This window comes from Robertmurraya sp. FSL R5-0851 (assembly GCF_038002965.1).
Lineage (GTDB): Bacteria > Bacillota > Bacilli > Bacillales > Cytobacillaceae > Robertmurraya_A > Robertmurraya_A beringensis.
The window spans coordinates 3787013-3810778 of record NZ_JBBOOE010000001.1; the positions used below are offsets into that span (position 1 = coordinate 3787013).

Sequence of the window (23766 nt, forward strand, 5' to 3'; positions counted from 1 at the left end):
CACCATCACAATTTAATATTATGATGGTTTTCTTAGGTATGAGTAATTCTTTTCAGTAGGTTACCAAATCTAGATTGTCTTTTATGATATTTCTTTCGCGTAAAGTACCATAATGCCCAAACACCTATACCATTTTTCATTAAATCAACTAGAGAGAAGGAACGAAAGGGAATATAGTATTGATGTAGTTCATCAACGACTCCATAACCGAATGCGATAACAACTGCAAATAGTTCTTTTTTATATGATAGCTTTCCAAATACGAGGAAAGCCATCACTAAAAATAAATATAGAAGACCAAATTCAAAAAGATGGGCTAACTCTAACCCAGCTCCTATAAGTAATAGAATGTTCATGTCGATTTGAGTGGAAAGCATATAGACAGATTCAGGATCGAAGTTGCTAGTTTGAATCCAAATTAGTGCCATATACACGATAGGGATAACAAGTAGGAGCAATCTTATAAAAAACATTTTGTACCTCCGATTATTAGCACCCCATCACAGTTTCCCCTGTAAGACAACCTTACTCATCATTTCTGCATTTGGGTATTCTACGTTCTTGTACTGCTCTACTACCTTATGGACATCATAGCTCACTCGGACGTTCGAGGTTTGAATACTACCCTCATTAATTTCAACTATAGAATATGAAGCTTTATTTAGACCATCAAATGGAAGACCTACACTTCCAATGTTTACTATACATTTTCCATTGATAAAACGTATGTATGGCTTGTGAATGTGAGCATAGATATACAAATCTTCCTCGCTGGTAACCAACTTTTCTAGGATCGTTTCGTCATTAGCTGTTGGGGGCACGACTTCGAAAAGACTGTCCGGAGTAGCATGGAAAGCATGGATTCGTATTCCTTCAACCTCAAGGTTCAACTGAGTTGGTAATGCTTTTAAGTAGTCGATACTTTCATCTGACAATTGGGAGACTATCCAATCTCTTTCTTTGTTCATTAGTTCAAGTACATGATCAGGGACCTCTCCCTGCTGAACACCACGTACTACCCATTCGTCAGCATTACCTTTGATTACATTACAATCGAGTGCTCGAACTAGGTCTAACGCACGCTGTGGTTCAGGTCCGCGATAGCAGATATCACCTAGAACTACGACTTTATCTACGTTTTTCTGTTGTATATCTTGTAGTACCGCATCCAATGCAATGGCGTTGCCGTGGATGTCGGAGATGAATGCTAGTTTCATTAATATAGACTCCTTATCATGTACTGCTAGTTATTTCCTTTAATTATACAAATTTATGACTAGCCATTCAATTTTACAAAAATACTCTTTTGAGGATTCGTATTTCTTCTTAATTCACTATTCCTATCAAAGACAGGAGTCAAATAATCATCCTGAACATGGTTACCTAATGCTTGGTAGTTTGAGGCAAGCTTTGTATCTAAAAGTGAGTATTGTGTAAAGTGAACTACTAATAAACCATTAGGATTCAATAGATTATCAAGCTCAATAATCTGTTTTTCAAATTTTTCAAAAGGGTAGATTTTGCTCAGATTAGTAATTCCTTTAGCAGCTACATCGTGCGGCTTCCTTTCCAACACTGCCATGCAAAAGATGGCATCGAATTTACCATGCTTTTGAATTTCACTAGGTGTGGAAAAAATAAAAGAAATCTTCTCATCTACCGGAAGCTTTCTGCATGTTTCAAGACTGCGCTTATTAATATCTGCACCAATTATTTGAGCAGTTGGGAAATAGCGTCGTAATGTTAGAACCTCTTCACCCGTTGAGCATCCATAGGAAAGAATCTTTAGATCTCCCTTACCTTCAAAATACTCTTGGCACGCTGAAAAAATTTTGGGATACCGATTCATAAAGGTTAGAGGGGTAGTTTGATGAACATTTTTATACTTAACCAATTGCAATAATAGAAGATAACGGTAGTCTTTGTCGTTAATAATTCTCTTTGAGATATGAAATGCACTCCATAACGCCGAAAGGAATTTAGTTCCTAGTTTAACAATCTTATTATGGGAGGTCTGGTGCCCCTTTACTAACTGTTTTGCTGTACTGATCAATGATTCCTTCGTATCCATATTTACTAATCACCTACCAAAAATTTATTAGTATCTTCGATATATTTTCTATATACAATATATCATTGTACACTATTGAGAACAATCTTTAAATATATAAAAATTCAAACATGTACAACTAGCCTTTTTAAACAAGCTTAAGGAAGTTGTCCAAACAATGACTTAAATCCTTCCATAAGATATATAAAGAATGAAAAATGGAGGAGAAAGAAGTGATATTAGTTATTAAAGATTACTTTGAGGGAAGCGCAAATACACAAAAAACATATGGTGAAGATATGATTGGTTTTTCGATAACGAATAACCACGAAACAGAAAGACTTACTTTTACTATTAATGGAATTACAATTCCCGTAAAATCAAAACAAAGATTTAGAGGAAAGTTTACTCCATTTAAAACAGTTACAATTACAACTACTGTTCCATTTGAGGCAACAGTCTCTACACTATTAGATGAAACTTGGTCACCTACTGATCCTGACAATACCCCACCAGCTGATGTTACAAATTTGTCAGCTAGCAATGTAACTTCTAACTCACTAACCCTTTCATGGACTTTGTCTGAATCCGATGATGTAGTAGGTTACGATATTTATATCAATGGTTCCTTTTTATCTACTGTTACAGGTGGAAGCTATGAATTTACCGATTTAGCTCCATCAACTGAGTATTCTTTTATGGTTAAAGCAAAGGACGAAGCAAATAATTTTTCAAGTGGAACTAGCATTACCATAAATACATTCCCACAAGAAGTAGAGGATACAGACCCTCCAGTATTAACGATTACTCCTGGAGGAACTTTTACAGAAAATCAAATCGTTAGCATGTCAACCAATGAAGCTGCAAATATTTATTATACGACGGATGGGAGCGAGCCAACATCGGGAAGTTTTTTATATACTGAACCACTAAGCCTTGACAATACAACAACTCTAAGAGCATTTGCAATAGACTCTGCAGGTAACACTAGTAATATTCAAACGATTACCTACACAAAGGTATTTGACGGACCGATACAAGAAGGTCTTATTTTGCATTATGACTTTACAAATAGAGCTGGAACCTCTTCCAATACGATTACTGACAAGATTAACAATGTGGTAGCTACCCTTGTTGGAGTTACACATGATGGATCCACTGATGGGTATGTGGATGATCGAGGGCTTTTACTTCAAATCCAAGATTATGTTAATATACCAACGAATATAAAACCTTTAAACAATTTGATAGAACTGAATTCCGGTATAACCATTCAAATGATTAGCTATGATACTAATGGTTCTCATTGGAAGACTGAAGATGGTGGATTTTTCTCTTCAAACGATAGTGTTAGATTAAAATATAGAAAATTGGATAGTAGTGAAGGAACTACTGGCGGAGGTTCTTATTGGTTTAGGGATTCAGACGGGGTCAGACAAACTTTTGCAGACTTTGTTCACCCCTTGGGATCATATGCTTTAAATACATTCTCCTTTAGAATAAATCCTGATAATACAATTAACACCTATATAAACGATGCCATAAATGATAATGGACCAAGGCCAATACCAAGTGACTTTTCAAATTATATAAACAGCATGGCAAGCTCCCCTCTACAATTGAAGCGTAATTTCTTAGCATTGAATACTGCATCTGAGAAAGTAGTAGCCTTTCTAATATACAATCGTTCACTCACTGATGATGAAATTAGGAACAACCATAAATATTTTGCTAGTACAGAAACGATTAATGGTATTCAAGTTGCACCCACTACAATTAGCCTTGGTAGAGGTGAAAATCAAATATTATCTATTCAAGGTCTTCCAGATAAGTTTACAAATGATTTAATATTGTCATTCCAGAGTGGAAATGAAGGATATGTTACTGTTGATAGTAATGGTATATTAACAGGAAAAACAATTGGCCAGACAAATATTATGATTACTGCAACTTTTCAGGATAAAACATTTACAGAATACGTTAATGTTACAGTTGCAGAAAAACCACCATCACCACCTTCCTCTACAAGAATCATAGACGGTATGTCAATTAATCGAAAAACGGATTCAATTAAAGTAGGGGAGAACTTCGTTGTTATGGCAACTGCACTTTCAAGTGGTCTTGCTTTTGATATTTTTAACGATAATATTGTAATATGGGAAAGCTCAGACCCAACTATAGCCAAGGTTCAGTATGGGGTAGTTGAAGGAATTTCAGAAGGGACAACCACAATAACTGCATTTGATTCAACAATGCAATTCTCTGAAAGCTTTGACATTACTGTTCTTAAAGATGAGCCAACCTTATTATCAATTGAAGAAACCTATCAGGTTCCTTTATTAGAATACAATATAAGTAACAACAATACAGACTCTGTTAATACTACCCAAGGAATAAGTAATGCGTTGGAGTTTGGAGCTTCAAAGAATTATAGTAAGATTGTCTTCCCCAAAGGAACATATCTTATTACACCAACAGTTGGTACTATAGCACTTCCTTCGAATACTACAATTGATTTTAGTGATTCGATAACCCCCTCTGTTAGGATAGATGTCGTAGGGAACTTTAGTGTATAGTTTAAATCATACACGGAGGTTGATCGACATGAAAAGTAATAATGGTAAACGTTATACAAAGGAAGAGAAAGCATCAATTATTAAGAGAATGATGCCCCCCACTAATGAATCGGTTGGCCAATTAAGTGAAGAGTTGGGCATTACTGAACCCACGCTTTACAAGTGGAGAAAAGAGGCTAGATCATCTGGAAACCCCACACCCGGAGATGGACAAAGTTCTGAACACTGGAGCAGTGAAGATAAGTTTCTCATAGTTATGGAAACATACTCAATGAATGGTGCGGAGCTAGCGGAGTATTGTCGAAAAAAGGGACTTTATAAAGAACAGATTGACGCATGGCGAGATTCATGCCTTAATGCAAATGGGCGAGAATCTAGTCAAACAAAGCAGTTAAATCAAGAATTAAAAGAGGAGAAAAAGCGAGGAAAGGCATTAGAGAAAGATTTGCGTAAAAAAGAAAAAGCATTGGCAGAAGCTGCAGCCTTATTACTATTAAGAAAAAAGGCCCAAGCGATCTGGGGGGACCAAGAGGACGAATGATCAGCCCGTCAGATCGCGCACTAGCAGTAGAACTCATCCAAGAAGCAAACCAAAATGGTGCGCGATTAGCCCCGGCGTGTAAAGAATTGAACATTAGCGTTCGCACCTATGAACGCTGGATTTCAGAAGGTGGAATCAAGGAGGATCAACGCCCTATTGCGTTACGTCCAGAGCCAAAAAATAAATTAACGATAGAGGAAAAACAAGAGATACTGGAGGTTGTTAAAAAAGAGGAATTTGTAGACCTACCGCCTACTCAAATCGTGCCAAAATTAGCAGATCAATGCATTTATATCGCCTCCGAATCTAGCTTTTATAGAGTTCTTCGTGAGCATAAAATGCAAAATCATCGGGGAAGAAGCAAAAAGCCCGAGGGTAGATTACCAGAAAGTCATTTAGCAGTAGCCCCAAACCAGGTATGGACATGGGATATAACGTGGTTAAAAGGGCCGGTGAAAGGCTTGTTTTATCGACTCTACTTAATTATCGATATTTTTAGTAGAAAAATCGTAGGTTGGGAGATTTGGGAGTCAGAGGAGGCAAAACACGCTGAAGATTTAATGAAGAAGACGATTATTAGTGAAAAAATCCAAGGTAAACCACTCGTTTTACATTCCGATAATGGCAGTCCCATGAAAGCCGCAACATTTCAGGTATTACTTGAAAAATTAGGGATCCAAAGCTCTTATTCAAGACCAAGAGTAAGTAATGACAATCCCTATTCTGAAGCAATGTTTCGGACTCTGAAATATCGACCTGAATTCCCGTACAGAGGCTTTGAAACACTTGAGGCTGCACGTGAATGGGCATTAAGATTTGTGAATTGGTATAACTGTATACATTTACACAGTGGTATAAATTTTGTGACGCCAGAACAATGCCATACAGGTGCGCATATTGGGATACTGAAAAAGCGCAAAGAAGTTTATGAACTAGCGAAACAAAAGCATCCAGAACGTTGGACGCGCTCAACTAGAGACTGGAGTGCACATGATTCAGTGGCTTTAAACCCAATAAAGGACAAGATAGAAAAGGATGGAACAAAATAGCCCCACTGCGACTGAGCTTGAACTACCCATTCCCTTCTCATCAAAGAACAGAATGAATTCTGTTCTTTGATGAGAAGACCACCAAGCAAAGCGCGGTAGTTACCCTTACGTTCTTACACTAGTAAACAAGTTAAATGCGACAACTATCTTGACAAACACCGATAATAAATATCGAGCCAAGTAATTTAACAAAAACTGGGTACACTATGTTTAACCTAAATAATGTAATAAATACAAAACTAGTGAGAGCACATATCTTTGGAGAAGCAGATTCAACTACAATTAGCAATTCAGTTGAAAATTGCATTAGTGTATTAATTGAGGACTGCTTGAACTCAGGTCTGGAATCATGTACATTTAGTAAGTCACCAGGTTTCAATGTAATCACCGGTACAAGACAGAACAGAAATATGGGACAAATAACAAAAAGCATCTCAGTAAGTCGTTACAATTTTGAGGTAGGAAATATAAATAAAAATGGGGAAATTGATAATAATATAACAAAAAACCATTATAGATATAATGAATTTCTTGATGTGTCTGGGCTTGGTGAATATTTCTTATTAGGATACACACAAGGTTATCACGGATATCCACATTTACGGTCAAGATTATATTCAATATATTTTTACGATGTTAATTACCAACATATTCAAACTCAAATGTATAACCTCCAATTCTATAATTATACGAAACCTTCAGATGCGCATTTTGCAAAGATCGTTATTTATCAGGAAACTCCTCCCACAAGTGGTGATTCAGATTTTAGTGGGGCAGTAGCATTTATTCGCACAATAGGAATGCCAAGAAATTGTTTTATTAGAAATTGTAAATTTGAAAATAATTTTAGTACTGGATTGGCATTATGTGGAGGTCAGGGATGGATTATTGAAGGAAACACGTTTTCTAACAACAAAGGGAGAATGCCTGGTTGTGACATTGATTGGGAAGACGGATGGGAGCATATGGTTGGGGATGTATTAAGAGAAAACACATTTAACTCAAATATAGGTGTTATTATGAGTGGAGGGGCTAGTCTAACTGCATTTAATAATATCTTTAACCGATCTGCCTTAACCATTTGGGGGAGAACACAAAACTGGAGAGTTTTTAATAATATATTTAATCAAAAGTCTAGTATTGGTAGTCCAAGTCTTTCTACCCAGGGAGACTCAGTCTTTGCTAGGAACGTTTTAAAAGGACTTCCTGATTACACTTTAAGTACTATGCATGGTTCTTCAGCATCCTACAAGATACATGACATAGCTAACACGGTTATAAAGTAAATCAAATGAAATGGTAGTCCTAATTATGGGACTACCATTTTCTTGGTGAAGTGAAATTTGTACATCCATTACCAACTCTTCCCAAGATAGACTTGCCTAAGATTTGATTTCTGAAAATAGTGGTAGGATAAAATCACCAAATATGTTCATATCATCCTTTCGAGGTGCTCTTTATATATGCAAACTTCCCAGAGAAACTTCCCCGCATACTCTTAAATACCTCCATCAAATACCTAAACTCAGCTGTTTTATAAAAAACAATTAAAAACACTAAATTGGGAATTACTAAACAGACTACTATTTTATATATTATATTCCAGAAACCATCTAGGTTAGATAAATCACTAACATACATAGTTATTATACAAGTACCTACACCAATAATAGTAAAGGAGCAGTACCTCATGAAATAGTAAATGACTGGTCTAAAGAAAACTTTCTTATATACAAAATAAGGTGCAATCCAAAATGGAACTAGTAATGTACTAATAAAAGTACCTAAGAATACACCCGTTATACCGAAATAACGAACGAGTACTACTGAAGCTGTTAAATTAATTGCTGCTTCTGCAAAAGGAGCATATCGATCCTCATGAAAAATCCCCGCTGTTGTTTTTACTGTAGAGATAGACCGCCTCAAACCTGAGAAATAGAAATTTATTAATAAAATAATTAAAACACCTTTACTCATAATAAATTCTGAACCTAACCATAATGATATAAATGGCTCTAAAATAACGAATAGGACAATTGTAAAAAAAGAGTATATCCAAAAATTACATAACATTATAACTTTGAATATACTGTATATTTTTTCATTACTCTCTTTAGCAACCAAGTTTCCTATACTATAACTAATATTATCAAACACCTGGTTAATAAGGGTTCTACACATGTTAATTAGCAAATAATAATTGGAATAAAAGCCTACTGCAGTTACACTTACAAAAGCTGCTATAATCATATTGTCGGTTCCAAATACAGCATATCCGCCTAACCGGTGTAAAACTAAAGCCTTAACATTTCTATAAATAGTTCCTCTAGTTACTAGATCCAATTGTTCCTCTACTTTACATTCTTTTAGGAAAGGATACATATTATTTACTACCTTAGATAAAATTATTGAGGTACTTATAGTAACTATTACATCAATTAATAAATAAAGAATATAATTTTCAGTATAAAACAAGATTACCAATTTAATTATTGTTGAAACCACTGTTGATAAAGTATAAAAGCTAGTGACAATAAAGCCCTTTTGATTAACATTCAAAAGAGAGATTTTATGTGAAAACAAATATGAAGCCACTGTATTTATTAGAAAAATAAAAAAAATCACATGGATATTATCAATGGTTGCCCCTTTAACGAAGTAACTCAAAAAAGGTAGCAGTAATAGTCCAAGAAGAAAAATAATAATGCCAATAACCAAATAAGTCTTTTTATAGAATTTCATCAAAATTCTTATTTTCACATGATCGTTTTCTGCTACAGGTTTATAAAGACTATATACAATGGCAGAGCCTATCCCAGCTTCTGCCAAGGACAACATTCCTAAAACATTTGTAAATAAACCGTTTATCCCCAGGTACTCTACCCCTAAATAAGCTATAAATAATGTCCTTGAGATAAAACCTAGTATTGTAAGTATTAATTGGCTTCCTATTCCTGTCGATATATTAATTAATGAATTTTTTACTCTCATTTTTATTTTTCTCCTAATGGTTAGTCCCCTTTAATACCCACCTAATTCATTAAATAAGAATTAAAATATTTGAGAAAAGACATTATTATTACTATTTAAATTTTTTTCATTAATAGCTTCTATTATTTGATTATAGTGTTTTATTGCAAATTTATTGCTGTAGGAAGTATTTTTAAGATCTTTTAAATCTAATATATTTTTGTCTATCTCTTCCGTATTTTCTACAAAACGAATATAACTCAAATGCTTAATCCATTCGTATGTTCCACTTACTTTGTAATTATAATTGGTTAAAGCTATACATGGCGTTCCTGTAATTGCAGCAAAAACCATACCATGTAATCGGTCAGTTATAACTATTTCTGCTCTTTTGAATTCTTCAAACTTTTCTTCTACTGCTTTAAAATTATTTTCTCCAACTGTATCCGTTATAGAAACCCTTTTAAAATAACTATCGAGGTTATCCAATATTTTTTGCTTTTCACTTTGAGATAACACACCCTCAATGTCATTTCTGCAACAGAATAAAGCCCCCTCCCGTTCAGTCTTCTTTTTTGATTTATTTAAATACAAAACAATATCTGGAGTGAGTAAAACATTGTTATTGCTAAAGAACTTTGTCATTAAGTTATAAGATGTCTTCTCTCTGGCAACCAAAGTAAGAGATTTATGGCGACTGTAAATCTCTATACTACTACTCAGTTCTTTCTTTCCCTCTGCATCATCTGAAAAGTACATTGTTTGAGGAAACAAAATTATCTTGTTGTTGGGAAAAAGTTGAATTATCTTTCTTCGGGTGTTTTCAGCTATTTTATATTCATTACCTAAATTACCTCCTCCATGTAAAAAAATAAGGTCTCCAGGACTTACTTCCTTACTAATGATTCCTACTAAGTTGGAAAAACTCCCAAGTCCCACACTAACTATCTCGTATCCTTGTAAAAAATCTTTAATAAACTCAATTTCAGAATATAAAATAGCCTGGTCCCCAAGATTTCGATGGTCACATGCATCTAGGATAAAGACTCTTTTCGTTGGTTTGGTTGTTTGTAGATATTCTTTGAATTTCTTTCGTTCAAAATAAGCACTCTGTGCTTTATTAAAGTAATTCTTAATATATAGATATTTTTTTATCTTAACGGGAATAAATTGTTTAATAGAGTACATATTTCTCCTCTTTCAATCAAAGAATTTTTATTGAAATTTGGTTTTGATATTCTTTATTAATGAACTTATCATCTTCTATAATCCTATTATTTGCCTCAATTACATATTTATTTTTAATTTTAGTTCTAGTTGCAGCATTCTCCTTAAACCACTCATATTCAACATCTAGATGCCCAATATCAATAGTTTGAAAACCTAATTTATGCAGATCATATGAAAGAATGGTAGCAGTAGGACCTAAGGAAATAAGCACTAATTTCTCCTTAGGTCGTTTTTTTGCTTCATTGATTATTTTGTTATAGCTCTCAAATGCATTTTCATTAGGACATAGTATTCTTTCAATTGATTTTGCATTATTAAATAAATCATTCCCAACTCCAAGTCGTGAAAACTGCCCTTCAATAATAAGCAAGTCTCGCTCTTGCCATATTTTTTTTATTTTATTAAAATAGTTACCTAGTTTAGATTTGTCTTGTAAAGCAATATAATTTCTCGTAAAAGTGGAATTATAGTAAGTTTTATTCATATTTAAATGTTGGTACCACTTTAATCTATAATTTGCTACATGGTCTTTCCAGAATTCTCTTGATTGTTTTGTTCTATAATCTAAATCGTTTTTTGAAAACACTTTTGGAATACAAACTAGTAGTCCTTTACTATCAGAAGATAAAACTTCTTTTAATCTTTCACTTAGTTCTTCAGATCTTTTCTGAAATTTCAGGTCCTTGCTTTGAATTAGTAGGTGAAATTCTCCATCTCCATATCTTGTGACTGAACATTTTTCATTTATAATCTTTTCAATGGTTTCTTCATTGGATTTCACACATGGTGCTTTTGTCGTCAATGATAACAATTTATCCTTGCCAAAAAAGTAGAGTAACCCTATTTTTTTTTCTATGCTGTTAACCACATTTCTAATCAACTAAAATCACCTTGCCTTTGTTTCAAGTAAATGGATTATTGGATAAACTTTATACTTTACTAACAAAAAATATAAATACTCTTTTAAATTGCTGCATTTATAATTAAAACCAATTTCTCTAACACTGTCAGATACCAAATCATAGTTCACTACTCTTTTTATTTCAGTTACTAATTTAAGTTTATTATCCTTTTTTAAATTACTAATAATTAATCTATATATATTGTTAATATAGTAGTTTGCTAAGTCTTTCCTGTAATGTCTATAAGGTAATAGTTCGAACTCTTGAGAGAGTTGTTTCCTAATTTTATATTGCAATACTAAACTATTCTCTAACTTTGGTTTATAGTTTACCCTCATTAAACTTTCAGGATTATTGATTGTGTAATGGTAAATAATTTTATTAAGTGCAATGATTCTTTCTGACTTCAAAAAAAACTCCAAATTAAAAATAACATCCTCTCCAATAAACACTTGCTCATTGAAACGAATGTTATTATCTTTAATATTTTTGAGCTTATAGATATTTCTCCACACAAAACAAAGGTCATTATTTGTATGAATGGTTGGAGAACTTAAAACAAAAGTTTTGCCATCCATTACTGTATTTTTTATAAAACCTGGCAATTTTTCTTGATTATTAGGTACCGTCATGTATCCACTAACCACTGCATCACAATCATTTTCCTCGGCAGCATTGTATAGTACACTAAAATAATCCTCACGTATCTTGTCATCAGGATCAATAAACACAATATATTTGCCTGTTGCAACTTTTATACCCGCATTCCTAGCACTGCTTAATCCTCCATTTTGTTTATGAATCACTTTTACCCTTTCATCTAATTGTCCATATGAATTACAGATTTCCCCACTGTTATCAGTAGATCCATCATTCACTAAAATTATTTCTATTTCATTAATTGATTGTTGTAGTATATTATGCAGGCAACCTGGCAGCCATTTTGATACATTATAAATTGGAATAACAACACTTATTAGTGAACTCAAATAATCACCTTCTCGTAAATATATGGAGTATCTTCCTATAGTTAGCTGTTACTGACGTTTTATTTTGGCAAGAAATTGTCAGAAGCATTTGTCCACAATCTGACGGAAATATTGACCGAAAGAAAGGGGAAGCCCACAACTTTCTTTAGCTTCCCCTTTATCTAAATATCAACCTGATAGGTTTCGTTTTGTTTTAAATAAAATTTTGTTTCATTTCTACCAACGATAATATACCAATCCCTTCCTAGTTCCATACGGCAAGAAAGTTTCCTTCCATCTCCTAGGTGAAGATCAAACCAATCACCACAACGCACCTTGTAACCAGTATTGTCACCCCAGAAGACCACCCAACAATCGAGATCCTCATTATACTTCATATCTTTCCAGCGGCTCCTCATGACAGTTCCCCCTGAATAACATGCTTAATCATATGATCATCAATGATACGTCGCCCATTTTGAGCTCCATACAGGAGGCTGTGAGTACATACTTTATTAATAAGCCGTGGGGTGCCCCCAGAAAACCGATGAATTTCTTCCAATGCCCCATCTGAGAAGATTTGTTGTTCAATTCCTGCATATTCTAGATGTCGTGAGACATATGCATCTACTTGTGCGCGATCATAGTGACTTAATTTAAACTGAATATCGATTCTTTGACGTATGGCAGAGTATGATTGAAGACGCAGACGATCCCATAATTCACTTTGTCCTACAAGGATAAGAGCCATCGGGCTTTGTGCATCCATCTTGAAGTTGAGTAAAAATCTGACCTCTTCAAGCATTTCACGATCTAATAGGTGTGACTCATCAACCACAACTACAGGCTGAATTCCATGAATACCTCTCATTAATTCAATTTCTCGATGAAGCTGTCGTTTGGCATCGCCTCTATAGAACTTCGATTCCGCTCCTAGCTGTTCTAACAAACCTTTATAAAAATGCCTTGGTGTTAGTTTTGAATCGGATAAATAAAGCACTTGATATTTCCCTTGATCAAGGCCATCTACAAATTTCCTAAGTGTGGTTGTTTTCCCAGTCCCGCAATCCCCAGTTAAAACGGCAAATAGCTGCCTCTCTGCCGTATACTTTAATCGGCCCAAAACTTCTTGCATCGTAATGGAATCATAAAGTTGAGTAGTAGGTACATCTCTTGTAAAAGGGGTATGTTTCATTCCATAAAAACCCTCAAACATCTTCGCCATCCTCCTTCCAAACAGCACGGAAAGAAACGGCTGGAGCTTGTTCGATTTTTCTTTCTTTGTGTTTCTGTTCGGCAGCTTTAAGTAATCTGGAAGAATCAGCTTCAGGTGACTGGAGGTGTGAAGGCAATGGTGGTCGCTTTCCAGATCTTTCTCCAATCACAAGCTTTTTTGCTCTCCAAGGGGAATAACCCTCATATTCAATTGTTAGCTCCTCCAAATCCGCTGGATCATAGACAACATCTACTTGACGACCAATAAAAGAAAGACCAACCTCATATTTCTGATCCATAAAACTAATACACCCTGACTTATCTACTTTCCTCGTCTCACAATGCAAGAAAGCATTCGCTAGTTTATCAGGATCAATAAATCGAAGTGCTTTTTTATCGCTTCGAAAAGCAGTTTCAGGGCTAATGTTCTCATCAAGACCAGAATGGGGTTTATTTTGATAACATTCTGAAAGCCATACTTGAAAAAGCTCATTCAATCGATCTAAGGAATTAGGCTTATCAAGGGCAGCTTCACCCAAAAAAGAATCTACAACTCTATTAAAGCGTTCAACTTTGCCTTTTGACTCAGCCGCATACGGTTTTGCATAGATCAGTCTTGTCCCTAATTTAGAACAAGTACGAGACATCCACTTGGTTCGATACTGTTTTCCATTATCAAAGTAAACGGCTTCAGGGACACCATATTTTTGAATTGCATTTCGAAAAGCATCCTCTATAATCCTAGAATCAAGGGTAGGATAGAAGGCTCCATGCAGAATAAATCGAGTTGCGTCGTCTATTATAGCGACTAAGTAGACCTGCTTCTTGATCCCATTTGGCCCAATGGGTAAATAAGGTCCAAATTTTATATCTGATTGCCACAGCTGGTTACGGTGACGCTTTTGAAATCGTCTGGCTGCTACCCCTGATTGAGAGTAGAGCCTCATTTGCCGAGAACTGTATCCTCTTTCAGTTAACTTTTCTTGAAGAGTAGATCGTTTTAGCTGCCCTGGTTGTGCTAAGCCCTCCCACTCTAGTATTTGAATAATTTGTGCAACACTTCTAGTAGGAGCTTCTTTTCGAAGGAGAATCGCTTGTTCCAATAAATGCGGAGGAATGGCCTCTTTTTTCATTTTTCCCTGGATTCCTTTTGGCTTTAGCCCTTTAAAACTTTCATTGCGATACTGCTCAAGGTAACGTCTAATTGTCCTTTCAGAAAGACCGCTGGTCTTACATATATGGTTTTTCAATTCCTTTGCTTTTCCAGCATCTAGCCCTTCCGCCAAAAGAGGGGCAATAAGCTGGAACCTTTGTACTGCGATTTCTTCTGCCTTTTTTTGATCTCTCATGATAACACTCCTTTACAAATGTGATTATCATGAGTGTAAATCAGCTATCTTCGGACAAGAATGCAGAACGGGTATGTACCCATAAATTTAAATTCACTATCGGACGGACAATTCTCTCCAGCCATCTGGTGGCATTTCCAACCAGTCGTCCTATTCTATGAAGTGCAGTCTCTGAATTTGCGGACGTCAAATTCAAAGGGACCTTATCCTGTTTGGTTCGAAGCACAATGGATAAGAGGCAATTTGCCCAGTAATCTACGAAATTATTAAACCATTTAAACCAACGAAATAAAGTAGATTCATCAGCTGGAACATCATGTGTAGAAGGGTTCGAAAGAACCGACTCTATACACTCTGCCTTATATCTCTTATATGGAACTAAGAAATCTGGTAATTCATGATGAATCCGGCCGCATTGATCACAACCTAAACGCCGGATATTATATATTTTTGTCTCTCCAGAACTTTCTTTTGATTTTCTTTCCCTAGTACCAGTTACGCTCATGTCTTTCCCGCAACAGGGCGAAGGAATCCTCCCCGCACCTCTAACCAAAAACTCCATTGTTTTCAATTAGTTTATAATCTGATACAATAATCATATGGTTTTTTTAGGGGACGTCTCCCGTATATCTGTTGGCGCAGATATACATTATGGGAGGCGTCTTTTCCTTTCTCCAGAATTATAAATGTCAAAATGTTTCGAATTATGCACACATGGACATTATAACCGTCAAATTCTGGACAGGCAACACCGTCAACTATCGGTCATTTTGGGATGGCAATAACAGTTAGCTATAAAATTTGTCAGCTTTTATTTGATAATATTTATTTATCAATCTTATACTGAAACCCTGAGTAAAAGGCAATAAATTATATAATAGTGAATAAACTCCTATATCTTTCGTATCACCTTGAGAAAAATCTATCGAACCATCTCTTCTAGTAACGCTCATTAGATACTCTGCTGCACGATTAGCACTGAAAAGGCTTAGCTTTTTAATATCGTCTAGAACTGATGCGTTTAACATTACCCATCCAAGAGTTGCTGTAGCTGAAGAATCAGGTCTACTTTCTTCTCTAAAAACAGTCCAATTCCAACTACCATTCTCCCTCTGACATTTCTGCATATCACATACAAATTCCTTAATAATTCCTTCAAGAAATTTTTTGTCAGTTCCAGGCTCTAACTCTTTCCAAGCATCAATTAATCCTATCCCAAACCATCCTAAACCTCTGCCCCATCCACACAAACCCAATGGATTGTAGGAGTGTATTTTATAAGCATGATAGGGTATAGATGTTCCAGATAACATTCCATATTTTTTGTAAGATTCTATCTGCTTAATAGATAACTCTATACAATTATTATTGTCAAAATACTTCCCATAGGAAATTAGAAAAGGACATATGAAGCCTATTGTATCTACATATCTGTAGTCCATCATAGATTTCCTATATCCTACCGTTCCATCTTCGCCAATATGCTCTTTAATTAATTCCCAAGTGTAATCAAGAGCAGGTTTATATTTTTGAATTTCAATAAATTTAACCTGCATTAATGCGTAAGCAAGTATCCCAACATCTATATTTTTAGGTTTTACTTTCCAATTTCCATTTGAGTCAAACTTTCTTAACAAAAATTTGTTAATCTCATCTTTTATATAATCTTCATTTTTATAACTTAGTTTTTCAACCAAGCCCAAAAGTAAGGATGCTTCTTGCCAATATTGTAAATCATTATTTGAGTAGTTACCTTTTATCATGTCGATTAATAGTAATCGATTATTATCAGTCACCCTTATTTTAGGTGTTTTGTTTAGCCATTTAGTCCCTTGTTTTGTAATACTATTATTCCAATGGTCTTTATTACTGTATCTTCCAATATGGATTCTACCCAGCCAGTCTCTTGCATAAGGAATAAAGTCTATGAATAAGACTAGTGACATTATTATAAGTAAAATTATTGATATTAAGAAGACTGTATTCATATGGTTTCCCTTTCTATTAAGCTTCGAACATTGAGTATAGTTTTTCAATTTCAGTCTCAGAACCTAATTCCTCGTTAGAGAGATTATCTTGAAATCTCAACTTCATTTCATAATTATTTAGTAAAAATTTTATCCCTTCAAACATTGCTAATGCATTCATATCTACAATCAGTCCATTAGTTTTGTTAGTAATTTGATCCTTTACTGTACTAAAATCAGTTGTAACTATTGGTTTTTTTAATATCTTAGCTTCATCTAGCGCAATTGATTTTCCTTCAAATCTAGATGGATGAATATATATATCAGCAGCCCTTATATACGGGTAAGGATTTTCTTTCAAGCCAAGTAATATAAAATAATTTTCTACACCAAGTTCTTTTATTAATCTCTCAAGATTCGTACGTTCCTCGCCCTCTCCTATTACATACCACTTAAAAGAATATCCTTCTTCCACTAATAACTTGCAAGCTTCAATTGCTATATCAAATCCCTTAAGTTGATTCAGTCTGCCAACAGAAACAAAAGTATTAGGAGTACTACTTAGCTCTATTCTCTCCTCTGCCATTTTATTTATTGTCTTTTCAGAGATAATATTATGCATTACCTGTACCTTCGAAGAGTATCGTGCAAACTTCTTTTTTAAAATTCTTGCACACTCTTCAGAGACAGTAACAATATGATCAAGTTTTTCGAAGTAACCTCTATCTATTTTTGGATCCATCTTCATCCTATCATAGTCAGTGTGTATAAAACCTATTTTCTTCATTGCTTTTACTTTATCAACACAAAAGTAAATTGGATTCTTTTCAAGATACCCAATAGCAACATCATATGTTTTTTCTAAAGACGGGATGGAATTTGAAAGATACCTCCAAACTCTTTGTTCACATCTTGCCGGATTCTTTTCCACTTTAAAAATTATTCCAGCTTGAATACGTGAAATTGTAGTTTTCATTTTTCCTTTTCTAATGGTATATAATAAGGCCTTTTTAATAGGCATATCAAAATATTTAAAATCCTTAGGTTCTTGTAATATTTTTACTTCTTTGGGTACATTCGAATAGAAAAGACCCTCTTTTTGAAATAAATATAGGTCAACATTAAACTGTTCATAATTAATTGTTTGGAGAACGGAAATAAGTGCTTTTTCAGCTCCACCACAATTTAAATTATTTATAACGAATAAGATGTTTCTTTTCACTTCTTCGCCCCTTAAATAAGTTGATATAGTTTTTCTATCTCCTCGACTGTTCCTACTTTCTCCCTTTCGAGGTTTCTTTGCAGAGAATATTTATAATTATTATTATTAATTAATTCTTCAATCGCTTGTGAAATACTTTCAGGGGTGGTTCCTGCAATACTTCCATTAGTACCGTGTATTATTTGATCTTTTACAGTTTCAAAGTTTGTTACAACAATAGGCTTGCAAAGTATCTTTGCCTCATCTATAGCTATAGATTTCCCTTCATACCTAGAAGGCTGAACATATATATCAACATTTTTCATGTACTTATATGGATTATCTTTCACTCCTAATAAAATAAAATTTTCCTCTATACCTTTCTCACGTATTAATGACAATATGTTATCTCTTTCCTCACCATCACCAATTATAAACCACTTAATCTTATATCCATTATTAACCAAAAGCCTACATGCCTCTATAGCTATATCAATTCCTTTCTCATAACTGATCCTAGCTACGGTTAATAGGGAAGTAGTATTTTCTTCTCGTATTTCTGCCTTTAGGTCTTTATTAGCCAAAAAGTTTATATTCGAAGGTGAAACAATGTTATAAATTACTTTAATTTTTGCTCTTAGCTCTGGAAAGTTCTTTTCCAATGAATTAGCACATTCTTCTGAGACAGTTGCCGTGTAATCCAACTGTTTAAAGTAATGAACATCGAGTTTTGGATTTAATCCAGAATTACTATAATTTGTATGAATCCAACCTATTTTTTTACTAGCATTGACTTTATCAATTACATAGTAAATTGAAGTTTTTTCCAAATATCCTATTGCAGCATCATATGTTCCTTCAAGTTTTTCGATTGAATTGCTTATATATTTCCATGACATCTGTTCAGCAATAGATTTGTTACTATATAATCGGTTTATCAGACTGAATACAAGCCTATTAAATGCCAACTCAAGCTTCCCTTGACGTACGAATGTTATTACAGATTTTATTAACCCTTTTGTAAAAATAGTATAATTCCCCTGTAATTCAAATATATTCACTTCTACGGGGATTTGCTTTAAGAATATTCCCTTCCGACTTAATAATAGAAGGTCAACACTATATTCTTCATAATTAATCTCATGAAGTAGGTTTATAAGGCTTTTTTCTCCTCCACCTGGTGCCAAGCTAGGCATAACAAATAATAATTTTTTCCTTTTCATAGATCCACCCTACTTGACGACTTGGTTTAAATATTCTGCAGCTAGGTATGACTTCTTTTTAATTGCAGGTATTACCTGTTTTAATTGACTTCTAGTCTCTTTCTCATTTATTATTAGATTCTTCACACTGTTTATCAATTTTTTTGGTTTAGAAAGATCATTAATACTCAGAACTAATTTTTCTTCACCAAATAAGTCTTTAGCAATTCCCCTGGACTTTACACTATATCCAAGAACCAAGGTAGGTACAAAACTTGAATATGCGGCTATAGTTGCGTGTGTTCTAGCACCAATAAAAAATCGCATTCTCGAAATATAACCTTTATATTCAATAGCATTTAAATTATCTGGTAACAAGATTACTCGATCCGTACCTTTAAAGTAATCATAATATTTCTTTAGCACTTCGTAATCATTGTTACCATCTTTGATAACATGTGGTGTTAAAGCAATAACCATATCTGTTTCATCGATTAAATATTGAATTAGTTGTCTTACAGATTCGTATGAACCCGTATTTTTTTTCCACACTAGTGGACTAAAATTTAATCCTATAGTATTCCCTTCAATCCACCCCTCCGGTAAAGAAAGTTCTTCTTTCTCCATAGTGAAAGCAGGATCAGCACAAAGTTTTACATTTTTAAGTCCTTTTGCCAATAAAGTTTCATAAGTGATTGACTCTCTTGCTAAAATTAAATCAAATATTTTTAAGTCTTCTAGTTTCCTTTGGCTCAAATCCTCTTCTCCAATTGAACACCCCCATAATACCAACTTTTTACCACTTGCTTTTACTTGTTTATCAACTTCATATAAGTCAGGTTGCTCTCCGTAACAATAGTTATCTCCACCTATTGACAGATAGACATCCATATCCTCTATATGGCGAATAATATTATAATTAATTTTTTTTAATGCGTATGACTCATCGTTAAATAATTTTACCTTCAGTGATGAAATAAACCAGGCCAGTGAGTATTTTTTTATACTTACCGCGGAAGCATCATAAATTGCATCGAGTTTACTTATTATTTTATCTGTATCTGGTTTTCCGGAAGCTAGGTATATTAAAGCATCTTTTTTAGAATCCTTTATTATATTCGTAGTAGATCGAACAATTGCTTCACATCCCCTATTTTGACTTCCATCATGTGCAAACATTAAAATTTTCAAGCCGGATTCCCCCCGCTATTTTTATTTCTAAACGAACTATATCGAGTTAATAACAACACTCCGAGTGTTGATCTTTTTTCAACAAAATTGACCATTAATCTTTCATATCTACTTTTGAAAATCGGTGAATAAACTAATAGTGCCTCTCTAAAGCTTTCATTATGTATCATTGATTTTACATATTTATATCTTTGATGAAAACTAACATCTGAGGGTTCAAAATATAGATGAATATAAGAAAATACTAATTTAACTAATTTTTTCTTCCTCAAATTGTTGATCTTATCTTCATTCAGTAAATCTTTATAAATAGTAGGAACATCTTCAAAGTGGGCTTCCAAAGCTCTTTTAAAATAATCCTTTTCTAAAATATTTCTAGTTGCACTACCTTTAACTTCACGGTAAAAATAGCCAGAGTAATCAAAATATAAGGCCTTTTTTGCATTAGAAAACACTTGAATATTGAAGGCCCTATCTTCACCTAATGCTATATTTTTAGGGAACCTTATTTTATGCTCCTTAATTAACTTACTTTTGTACAACTTATTGCAAACAGAATTTAAGTCATCTTTCTCTAAAAAATATGGCAAAATGATTTCTCTTATATCATTCCGTTCTAACTCGATTCCTTTAGGGAAGTTATACTTGACTAAGCTCTTTTTACCAGCTAGTTCCATTTCAAAGTTTGAAATTATTACATCAAGGTTTTTATTTAATGATTCCATGTAAAGTAAGTAAATCATGTTTTCTTCAATATAATCATCAGCATCTACAAATCCAATGTATTCTCCAACTGCAGACACCAAACCCTTATTTCTTGCAGAACTAACTCCTTTATTCTTTTGAGTTATAAACTTGATTCTGTCATCGACTTTATTATATTCTTGAATAATGTTACTGCTATTATCATCTGAACCATCATCAACAAAGATAAATTCACATTCTTTCATCGTTTGGTTAATAAGTGATTGTATACACTCTCTAAGATAAGTCTGGGCATTATAAACTGGAATGATGATGCTTACCTTAGTACTCAGTGAAATCCCCTCCTTTATGGACATTCACATAATACTGTATAGTTTTTGAATTTCCTCAGCACTTTTAGTCATGTAAGATGTACAATTATATGAAAGCTCTTCTCTTCGTTTTTTATCTTTATACAAGTTTATTATTCCATTAGTTATCCCCTCTTCAGACAATTCAACTATTAAACCATCAAATCCATTTGTAACCTGGCTTTTTGCAGTTGAATAGTTGGTAATAACCACCGGCTTCTTGAGTATTTGTGCTTCAACCACTGTAACTGCCTTACCTTCGTATCTAGATGGCTGGACATATAAGTCAGCATGTTTAATAAACGGATAAGGGTTAATTTGTTTACCTAATAGAAAAAAATGCTTCTCAAGGTTTAGTTTAATAATTAATTCCCTTAACATCTCTTCCTCTCCCCCGTAACCAACAACATACCAACAAATATCCTTAAAACCCTTATCTCTTAGTTTTTTCATAGCTCTTACAGCATTATCAATTCCTTTTGCATGTGATAATCTGGCAACAGTTACAATTCTAAAATGATTATCATCGAACATGGGATGATCTATTTTTATTTCTGCCATCTTCATGATATATTCTTGGGAAGCAATATTCTCCATCACCATAACCTTTTTACTTAGTTCCGGGTATTTATGTAAAAATGAATCCTTACATCCCTCTGACACTGCTATAATATGATCAAAATTGCTCCACATCTCTAAATCCAATTTAATGTTTGTTTCAATTATTGAGTAATCAGTATGAATCCAAGCAATCTTCTTTCTTGCTTTTACCTTATTAGCAACAAAGTAATGTGGCCAAAGGTAACTTATTGCCACATCATATTCTTTCTTTAATTCTGGTAGAAATGGGAGAGCATATTTCCACATTAATTGCATCTGAATGTAACCAGGTTCTTCAATCCTTGCCATCTTTCCCTTTAAATCAGAGTTGAATTTTGCAAGAATTCTTGAAATGCCAATAAGCATTTGACCTTCTTTGAAGATTTCTTTTATAGATTTTCTATAAGTTGAGTATTCTTTAATTTCCTCTAATAAGTTCACTTGATAAGGTATAAAGCTTAAGAAATCCCCTTGTTGTCTATAAAGCATTAAATCAACATTATGAGTTGTATAGTTGAAGTTTTCCAACATACTTATTAAACTTCTTTCTACTCCGCCAACTTCCAAATCAAATGAAGCGATTAATACATTCTTCATTTTTAGTCTCCTATTATCTTTCTAATTCTTGCTATATTCTCTCCACCAATCACTCTAGCAGCTATTTGTTTCAAACTACTTTTCAACCTAGCGCTGGGCGGTAACCAACTCTTATAAAAATGATGAATAGCAACAGTATCATTAGTATTTAATTTTCTAATGTTTATATAGTCATACGGGGAAAAGTATGTTTGTGGATAAAAGGCGCCAATGCCTTCAATCTCTTGATAACGTCCATCTCTTTTTAATCCAGTGTCTTCTAAGATTTTTGTAACAATCGCAACATTAGTTAGTTCATGAAAGCTTCCGTCTTCCTTTAGGAAACCTTTGCTTCTGTATGAATCTAGGAACTGAGAAATTAGCTTATTTTCTTTTTTTGCTCCAATCGTACTTGTCGCTATATAATTTTCTTGTTCAAATCCCCAAAACGATTCATGGTGAAGAAATTTATCAAAAGGTTGAAACACTTCAACATCCGTATCTAAATATATTCCCCCCTGGTTATAGAGGACATATACTCTTACATAGTCACTTACAAAGGCAAATTTCCCAGCTTCATAAGCTTCTCGAATGAAGGTATTTGAATGAATGTCAAAGTTGGTTTCATTCCATTCAATAATTTCATAATCTTTTAGGGTTTTCCTCCAGCTTAGAATGCACTTTTTAACGATTTCAGGCTTTTCTTTCCCGCCAAACCAGCAATAGTGGATAACCTTTGGGATATTTGTTGTATCTGTTTTCATCCACACACCCTTATCCTTGTTTAGTATTCTGCCACTTAATAAAATCTAAGAGCATCTTATATTCTTGAATTTGATCTTTCTCTACTCCGGAGTCTCTTAATTCTTTAACAAACTCTACCCACTCACTGTCCATTTGAGTCTCTTTTTTATGATCTCCTGAACCTAATAATTCTTTTAAATCGACTTCTAACACTGAAGCAATTTTTTCAATCACATTAATGGATGGGTTTTGATTTAGATTTCTTTCAATGTTGCTCAGGTATGATTTGGCTATTCCAGCTCGTTCTGCAAGCTCTGTTAAGGTAAGGCCTCTTCTTTTTCGAATATCATAAATGTTTTTTCCAATCATTATTTTTACCC

General features: G+C 33.9%; 21 protein-coding genes and 1 pseudogene. 3 read left to right on the forward strand and 19 right to left on the reverse strand.

Annotated elements, in window-relative coordinates; all coding sequences use genetic code 11:
• Positions 1-32: 32 nt before the first annotated feature.
• From MKX65_RS19400 to MKX65_RS19410, 3 genes are read right to left on the reverse strand one after another with little or no spacing between them, the layout of a single operon-like run.
• Positions 33-473 (reverse strand): VanZ family protein, encoded by a 441-nt coding sequence (locus MKX65_RS19400; protein ID WP_340905157.1) that lies wholly within the window; start codon positions 471-473, stop codon positions 33-35.
• Positions 474-500: 27 nt separating this feature from the next.
• Positions 501-1217, reverse strand: coding sequence for a metallophosphoesterase family protein (locus MKX65_RS19405; protein WP_340905158.1), 717 nt, complete (start codon positions 1215-1217; stop codon positions 501-503).
• A 59-nt stretch (positions 1218-1276) separates the two neighbouring features.
• Positions 1277-2071 (reverse strand): class I SAM-dependent methyltransferase, encoded by a 795-nt coding sequence (locus MKX65_RS19410; protein ID WP_340905159.1) that lies wholly within the window; start codon positions 2069-2071, stop codon positions 1277-1279.
• 212 nt (positions 2072-2283) lie between these two features.
• On the opposite strand from MKX65_RS19410, the gene MKX65_RS19415 reads away from it, so the two are divergent.
• The 3 genes and pseudogenes from MKX65_RS19415 (at position 2284) to MKX65_RS19425 (ending at position 7502) form a co-directional block, all read left to right on the forward strand.
• A complete protein-coding gene (locus tag MKX65_RS19415; RefSeq protein WP_340905160.1) occupies positions 2284-4626 on the forward strand; it encodes a chitobiase/beta-hexosaminidase C-terminal domain-containing protein in 2343 nt (780 codons plus the stop codon).
• A 28-nt stretch (positions 4627-4654) separates the two neighbouring features.
• Positions 4655-6216 (forward strand): annotated as a pseudogene (locus MKX65_RS19420) (IS3 family transposase).
• 206 nt (positions 6217-6422) lie between these two features.
• Positions 6423-7502: a hypothetical protein gene (locus MKX65_RS19425; RefSeq protein ID WP_340905162.1), complete on the forward strand. Its 1080-nt coding sequence runs from the start codon at positions 6423-6425 to the stop codon at positions 7500-7502.
• A gap of 151 nt (positions 7503-7653) precedes the next feature.
• On the opposite strand, the gene MKX65_RS19430 is transcribed toward MKX65_RS19425, so the two are convergent.
• The 16 genes from MKX65_RS19430 to MKX65_RS19505 form a co-directional block, all read right to left on the reverse strand.
• Positions 7654-9207, reverse strand: coding sequence for a lipopolysaccharide biosynthesis protein (locus tag MKX65_RS19430; RefSeq protein WP_340905163.1), 1554 nt, complete (start codon positions 9205-9207; stop codon positions 7654-7656).
• A 60-nt stretch (positions 9208-9267) separates the two neighbouring features.
• Positions 9268-10374, reverse strand: coding sequence for a polysaccharide pyruvyl transferase family protein (locus MKX65_RS19435; RefSeq protein WP_340905165.1), 1107 nt, complete (start codon positions 10372-10374; stop codon positions 9268-9270).
• 16 nt (positions 10375-10390) lie between these two features.
• Positions 10391-11296: an SP_1767 family glycosyltransferase gene (locus MKX65_RS19440; protein WP_340905166.1), complete on the reverse strand. Its 906-nt coding sequence runs from the start codon at positions 11294-11296 to the stop codon at positions 10391-10393.
• 6 nt (positions 11297-11302) lie between these two features.
• Positions 11303-12307 (reverse strand): glycosyltransferase, encoded by a 1005-nt coding sequence (locus MKX65_RS19445; RefSeq protein ID WP_340905167.1) that lies wholly within the window; start codon positions 12305-12307, stop codon positions 11303-11305.
• A 161-nt stretch (positions 12308-12468) separates the two neighbouring features.
• A complete protein-coding gene (locus MKX65_RS19450; protein WP_251524393.1) occupies positions 12469-12705 on the reverse strand; it encodes a DUF5348 domain-containing protein in 237 nt (78 codons plus the stop codon).
• Positions 12702-13502 carry an ExeA family protein gene (locus MKX65_RS19455; RefSeq protein ID WP_251524396.1) on the reverse strand — a complete coding sequence of 267 codons (801 nt, stop codon included), beginning with the start codon at positions 13500-13502 and terminating at the stop codon, positions 12702-12704. The genes MKX65_RS19450 and MKX65_RS19455 overlap by 4 nt, the downstream gene beginning before the upstream one ends.
• Positions 13495-14850 carry a DDE-type integrase/transposase/recombinase gene (locus tag MKX65_RS19460; protein WP_340905169.1) on the reverse strand — a complete coding sequence of 452 codons (1356 nt, stop codon included), beginning with the start codon at positions 14848-14850 and terminating at the stop codon, positions 13495-13497. Before MKX65_RS19460 ends, MKX65_RS19455 begins: the two co-directional genes overlap by 8 nt.
• 40 nt (positions 14851-14890) lie before the next feature.
• On the reverse strand, positions 14891-15412 hold the full coding sequence (locus MKX65_RS19465) for a DUF6431 domain-containing protein (RefSeq protein ID WP_285852449.1): 522 nt from the start codon (positions 15410-15412) through the stop codon (positions 14891-14893).
• 226 nt (positions 15413-15638) lie between these two features.
• Positions 15639-16838: a glycoside hydrolase family 88 protein gene (locus MKX65_RS19470; protein WP_340905170.1), complete on the reverse strand. Its 1200-nt coding sequence runs from the start codon at positions 16836-16838 to the stop codon at positions 15639-15641.
• Positions 16839-16854: 16 nt separating this feature from the next.
• Positions 16855-18039: a glycosyltransferase gene (locus tag MKX65_RS19475; protein ID WP_340905171.1), complete on the reverse strand. Its 1185-nt coding sequence runs from the start codon at positions 18037-18039 to the stop codon at positions 16855-16857.
• A gap of 11 nt (positions 18040-18050) precedes the next feature.
• Positions 18051-19241, reverse strand: coding sequence for a glycosyltransferase (locus MKX65_RS19480; RefSeq protein ID WP_340905172.1), 1191 nt, complete (start codon positions 19239-19241; stop codon positions 18051-18053).
• A 9-nt stretch (positions 19242-19250) separates the two neighbouring features.
• On the reverse strand, positions 19251-20411 hold the full coding sequence (locus MKX65_RS19485; protein WP_340905173.1) for a polysaccharide pyruvyl transferase family protein: 1161 nt from the start codon (positions 20409-20411) through the stop codon (positions 19251-19253).
• Entirely contained in the window at positions 20408-21472 is a 1065-nt protein-coding gene (locus tag MKX65_RS19490) for a glycosyltransferase family 2 protein (protein WP_340905174.1), read from the reverse strand. Before MKX65_RS19490 ends, MKX65_RS19485 begins: the two co-directional genes overlap by 4 nt.
• Entirely contained in the window at positions 21473-22663 is a 1191-nt protein-coding gene (locus MKX65_RS19495) for a glycosyltransferase (RefSeq protein ID WP_340905175.1), read from the reverse strand. It lies immediately after the preceding gene.
• Between the two features lie 2 nt (positions 22664-22665).
• A complete protein-coding gene (locus MKX65_RS19500; protein ID WP_340905176.1) occupies positions 22666-23406 on the reverse strand; it encodes a glycosyltransferase family 32 protein in 741 nt (246 codons plus the stop codon).
• A gap of 10 nt (positions 23407-23416) precedes the next feature.
• Positions 23417-23755, reverse strand: a complete 339-nt coding sequence (locus tag MKX65_RS19505; RefSeq protein ID WP_340905177.1) for a helix-turn-helix domain-containing protein — start codon at positions 23753-23755, stop codon at positions 23417-23419.
• Positions 23756-23766: the final 11 nt, after the last annotated feature.

Coding starts and splice junctions, on each gene's coding strand:
- MKX65_RS19410 (WP_340905159.1), bottom strand. CDS start 2,071: ATGGATACGAAGGAATCATTGATCAGTACAGCAAAACAGTTAGTAAAG.
- MKX65_RS19450 (WP_251524393.1), bottom strand. CDS start 12,705: ATGAGGAGCCGCTGGAAAGATATGAAGTATAATGAGGATCTCGATTGT.
- MKX65_RS19425 (WP_340905162.1), top strand. CDS start 6,423: ATGTTTAACCTAAATAATGTAATAAATACAAAACTAGTGAGAGCACAT.
- MKX65_RS19460 (WP_340905169.1), bottom strand. CDS start 14,850: ATGAGAGATCAAAAAAAGGCAGAAGAAATCGCAGTACAAAGGTTCCAG.
- MKX65_RS19455 (WP_251524396.1), bottom strand. CDS start 13,502: ATGTTTGAGGGTTTTTATGGAATGAAACATACCCCTTTTACAAGAGAT.
- MKX65_RS19435 (WP_340905165.1), bottom strand. CDS start 10,374: ATGTACTCTATTAAACAATTTATTCCCGTTAAGATAAAAAAATATCTA.
- MKX65_RS19430 (WP_340905163.1), bottom strand. CDS start 9,207: ATGAGAGTAAAAAATTCATTAATTAATATATCGACAGGAATAGGAAGC.
- MKX65_RS19500 (WP_340905176.1), bottom strand. CDS start 23,406: ATGAAAACAGATACAACAAATATCCCAAAGGTTATCCACTATTGCTGG.
- MKX65_RS19490 (WP_340905174.1), bottom strand. CDS start 21,472: ATGTCCATAAAGGAGGGGATTTCACTGAGTACTAAGGTAAGCATCATC.
- MKX65_RS19405 (WP_340905158.1), bottom strand. CDS start 1,217: ATGAAACTAGCATTCATCTCCGACATCCACGGCAACGCCATTGCATTG.
- MKX65_RS19465 (WP_285852449.1), bottom strand. CDS start 15,412: ATGGAGTTTTTGGTTAGAGGTGCGGGGAGGATTCCTTCGCCCTGTTGC.
- MKX65_RS19505 (WP_340905177.1), bottom strand. CDS start 23,755: ATGATTGGAAAAAACATTTATGATATTCGAAAAAGAAGAGGCCTTACC.
- MKX65_RS19470 (WP_340905170.1), bottom strand. CDS start 16,838: ATGAATACAGTCTTCTTAATATCAATAATTTTACTTATAATAATGTCA.
- MKX65_RS19495 (WP_340905175.1), bottom strand. CDS start 22,663: ATGAAGAATGTATTAATCGCTTCATTTGATTTGGAAGTTGGCGGAGTA.
- MKX65_RS19400 (WP_340905157.1), bottom strand. CDS start 473: ATGTTTTTTATAAGATTGCTCCTACTTGTTATCCCTATCGTGTATATG.
- MKX65_RS19480 (WP_340905172.1), bottom strand. CDS start 19,241: ATGAAAAGGAAAAAATTATTATTTGTTATGCCTAGCTTGGCACCAGGT.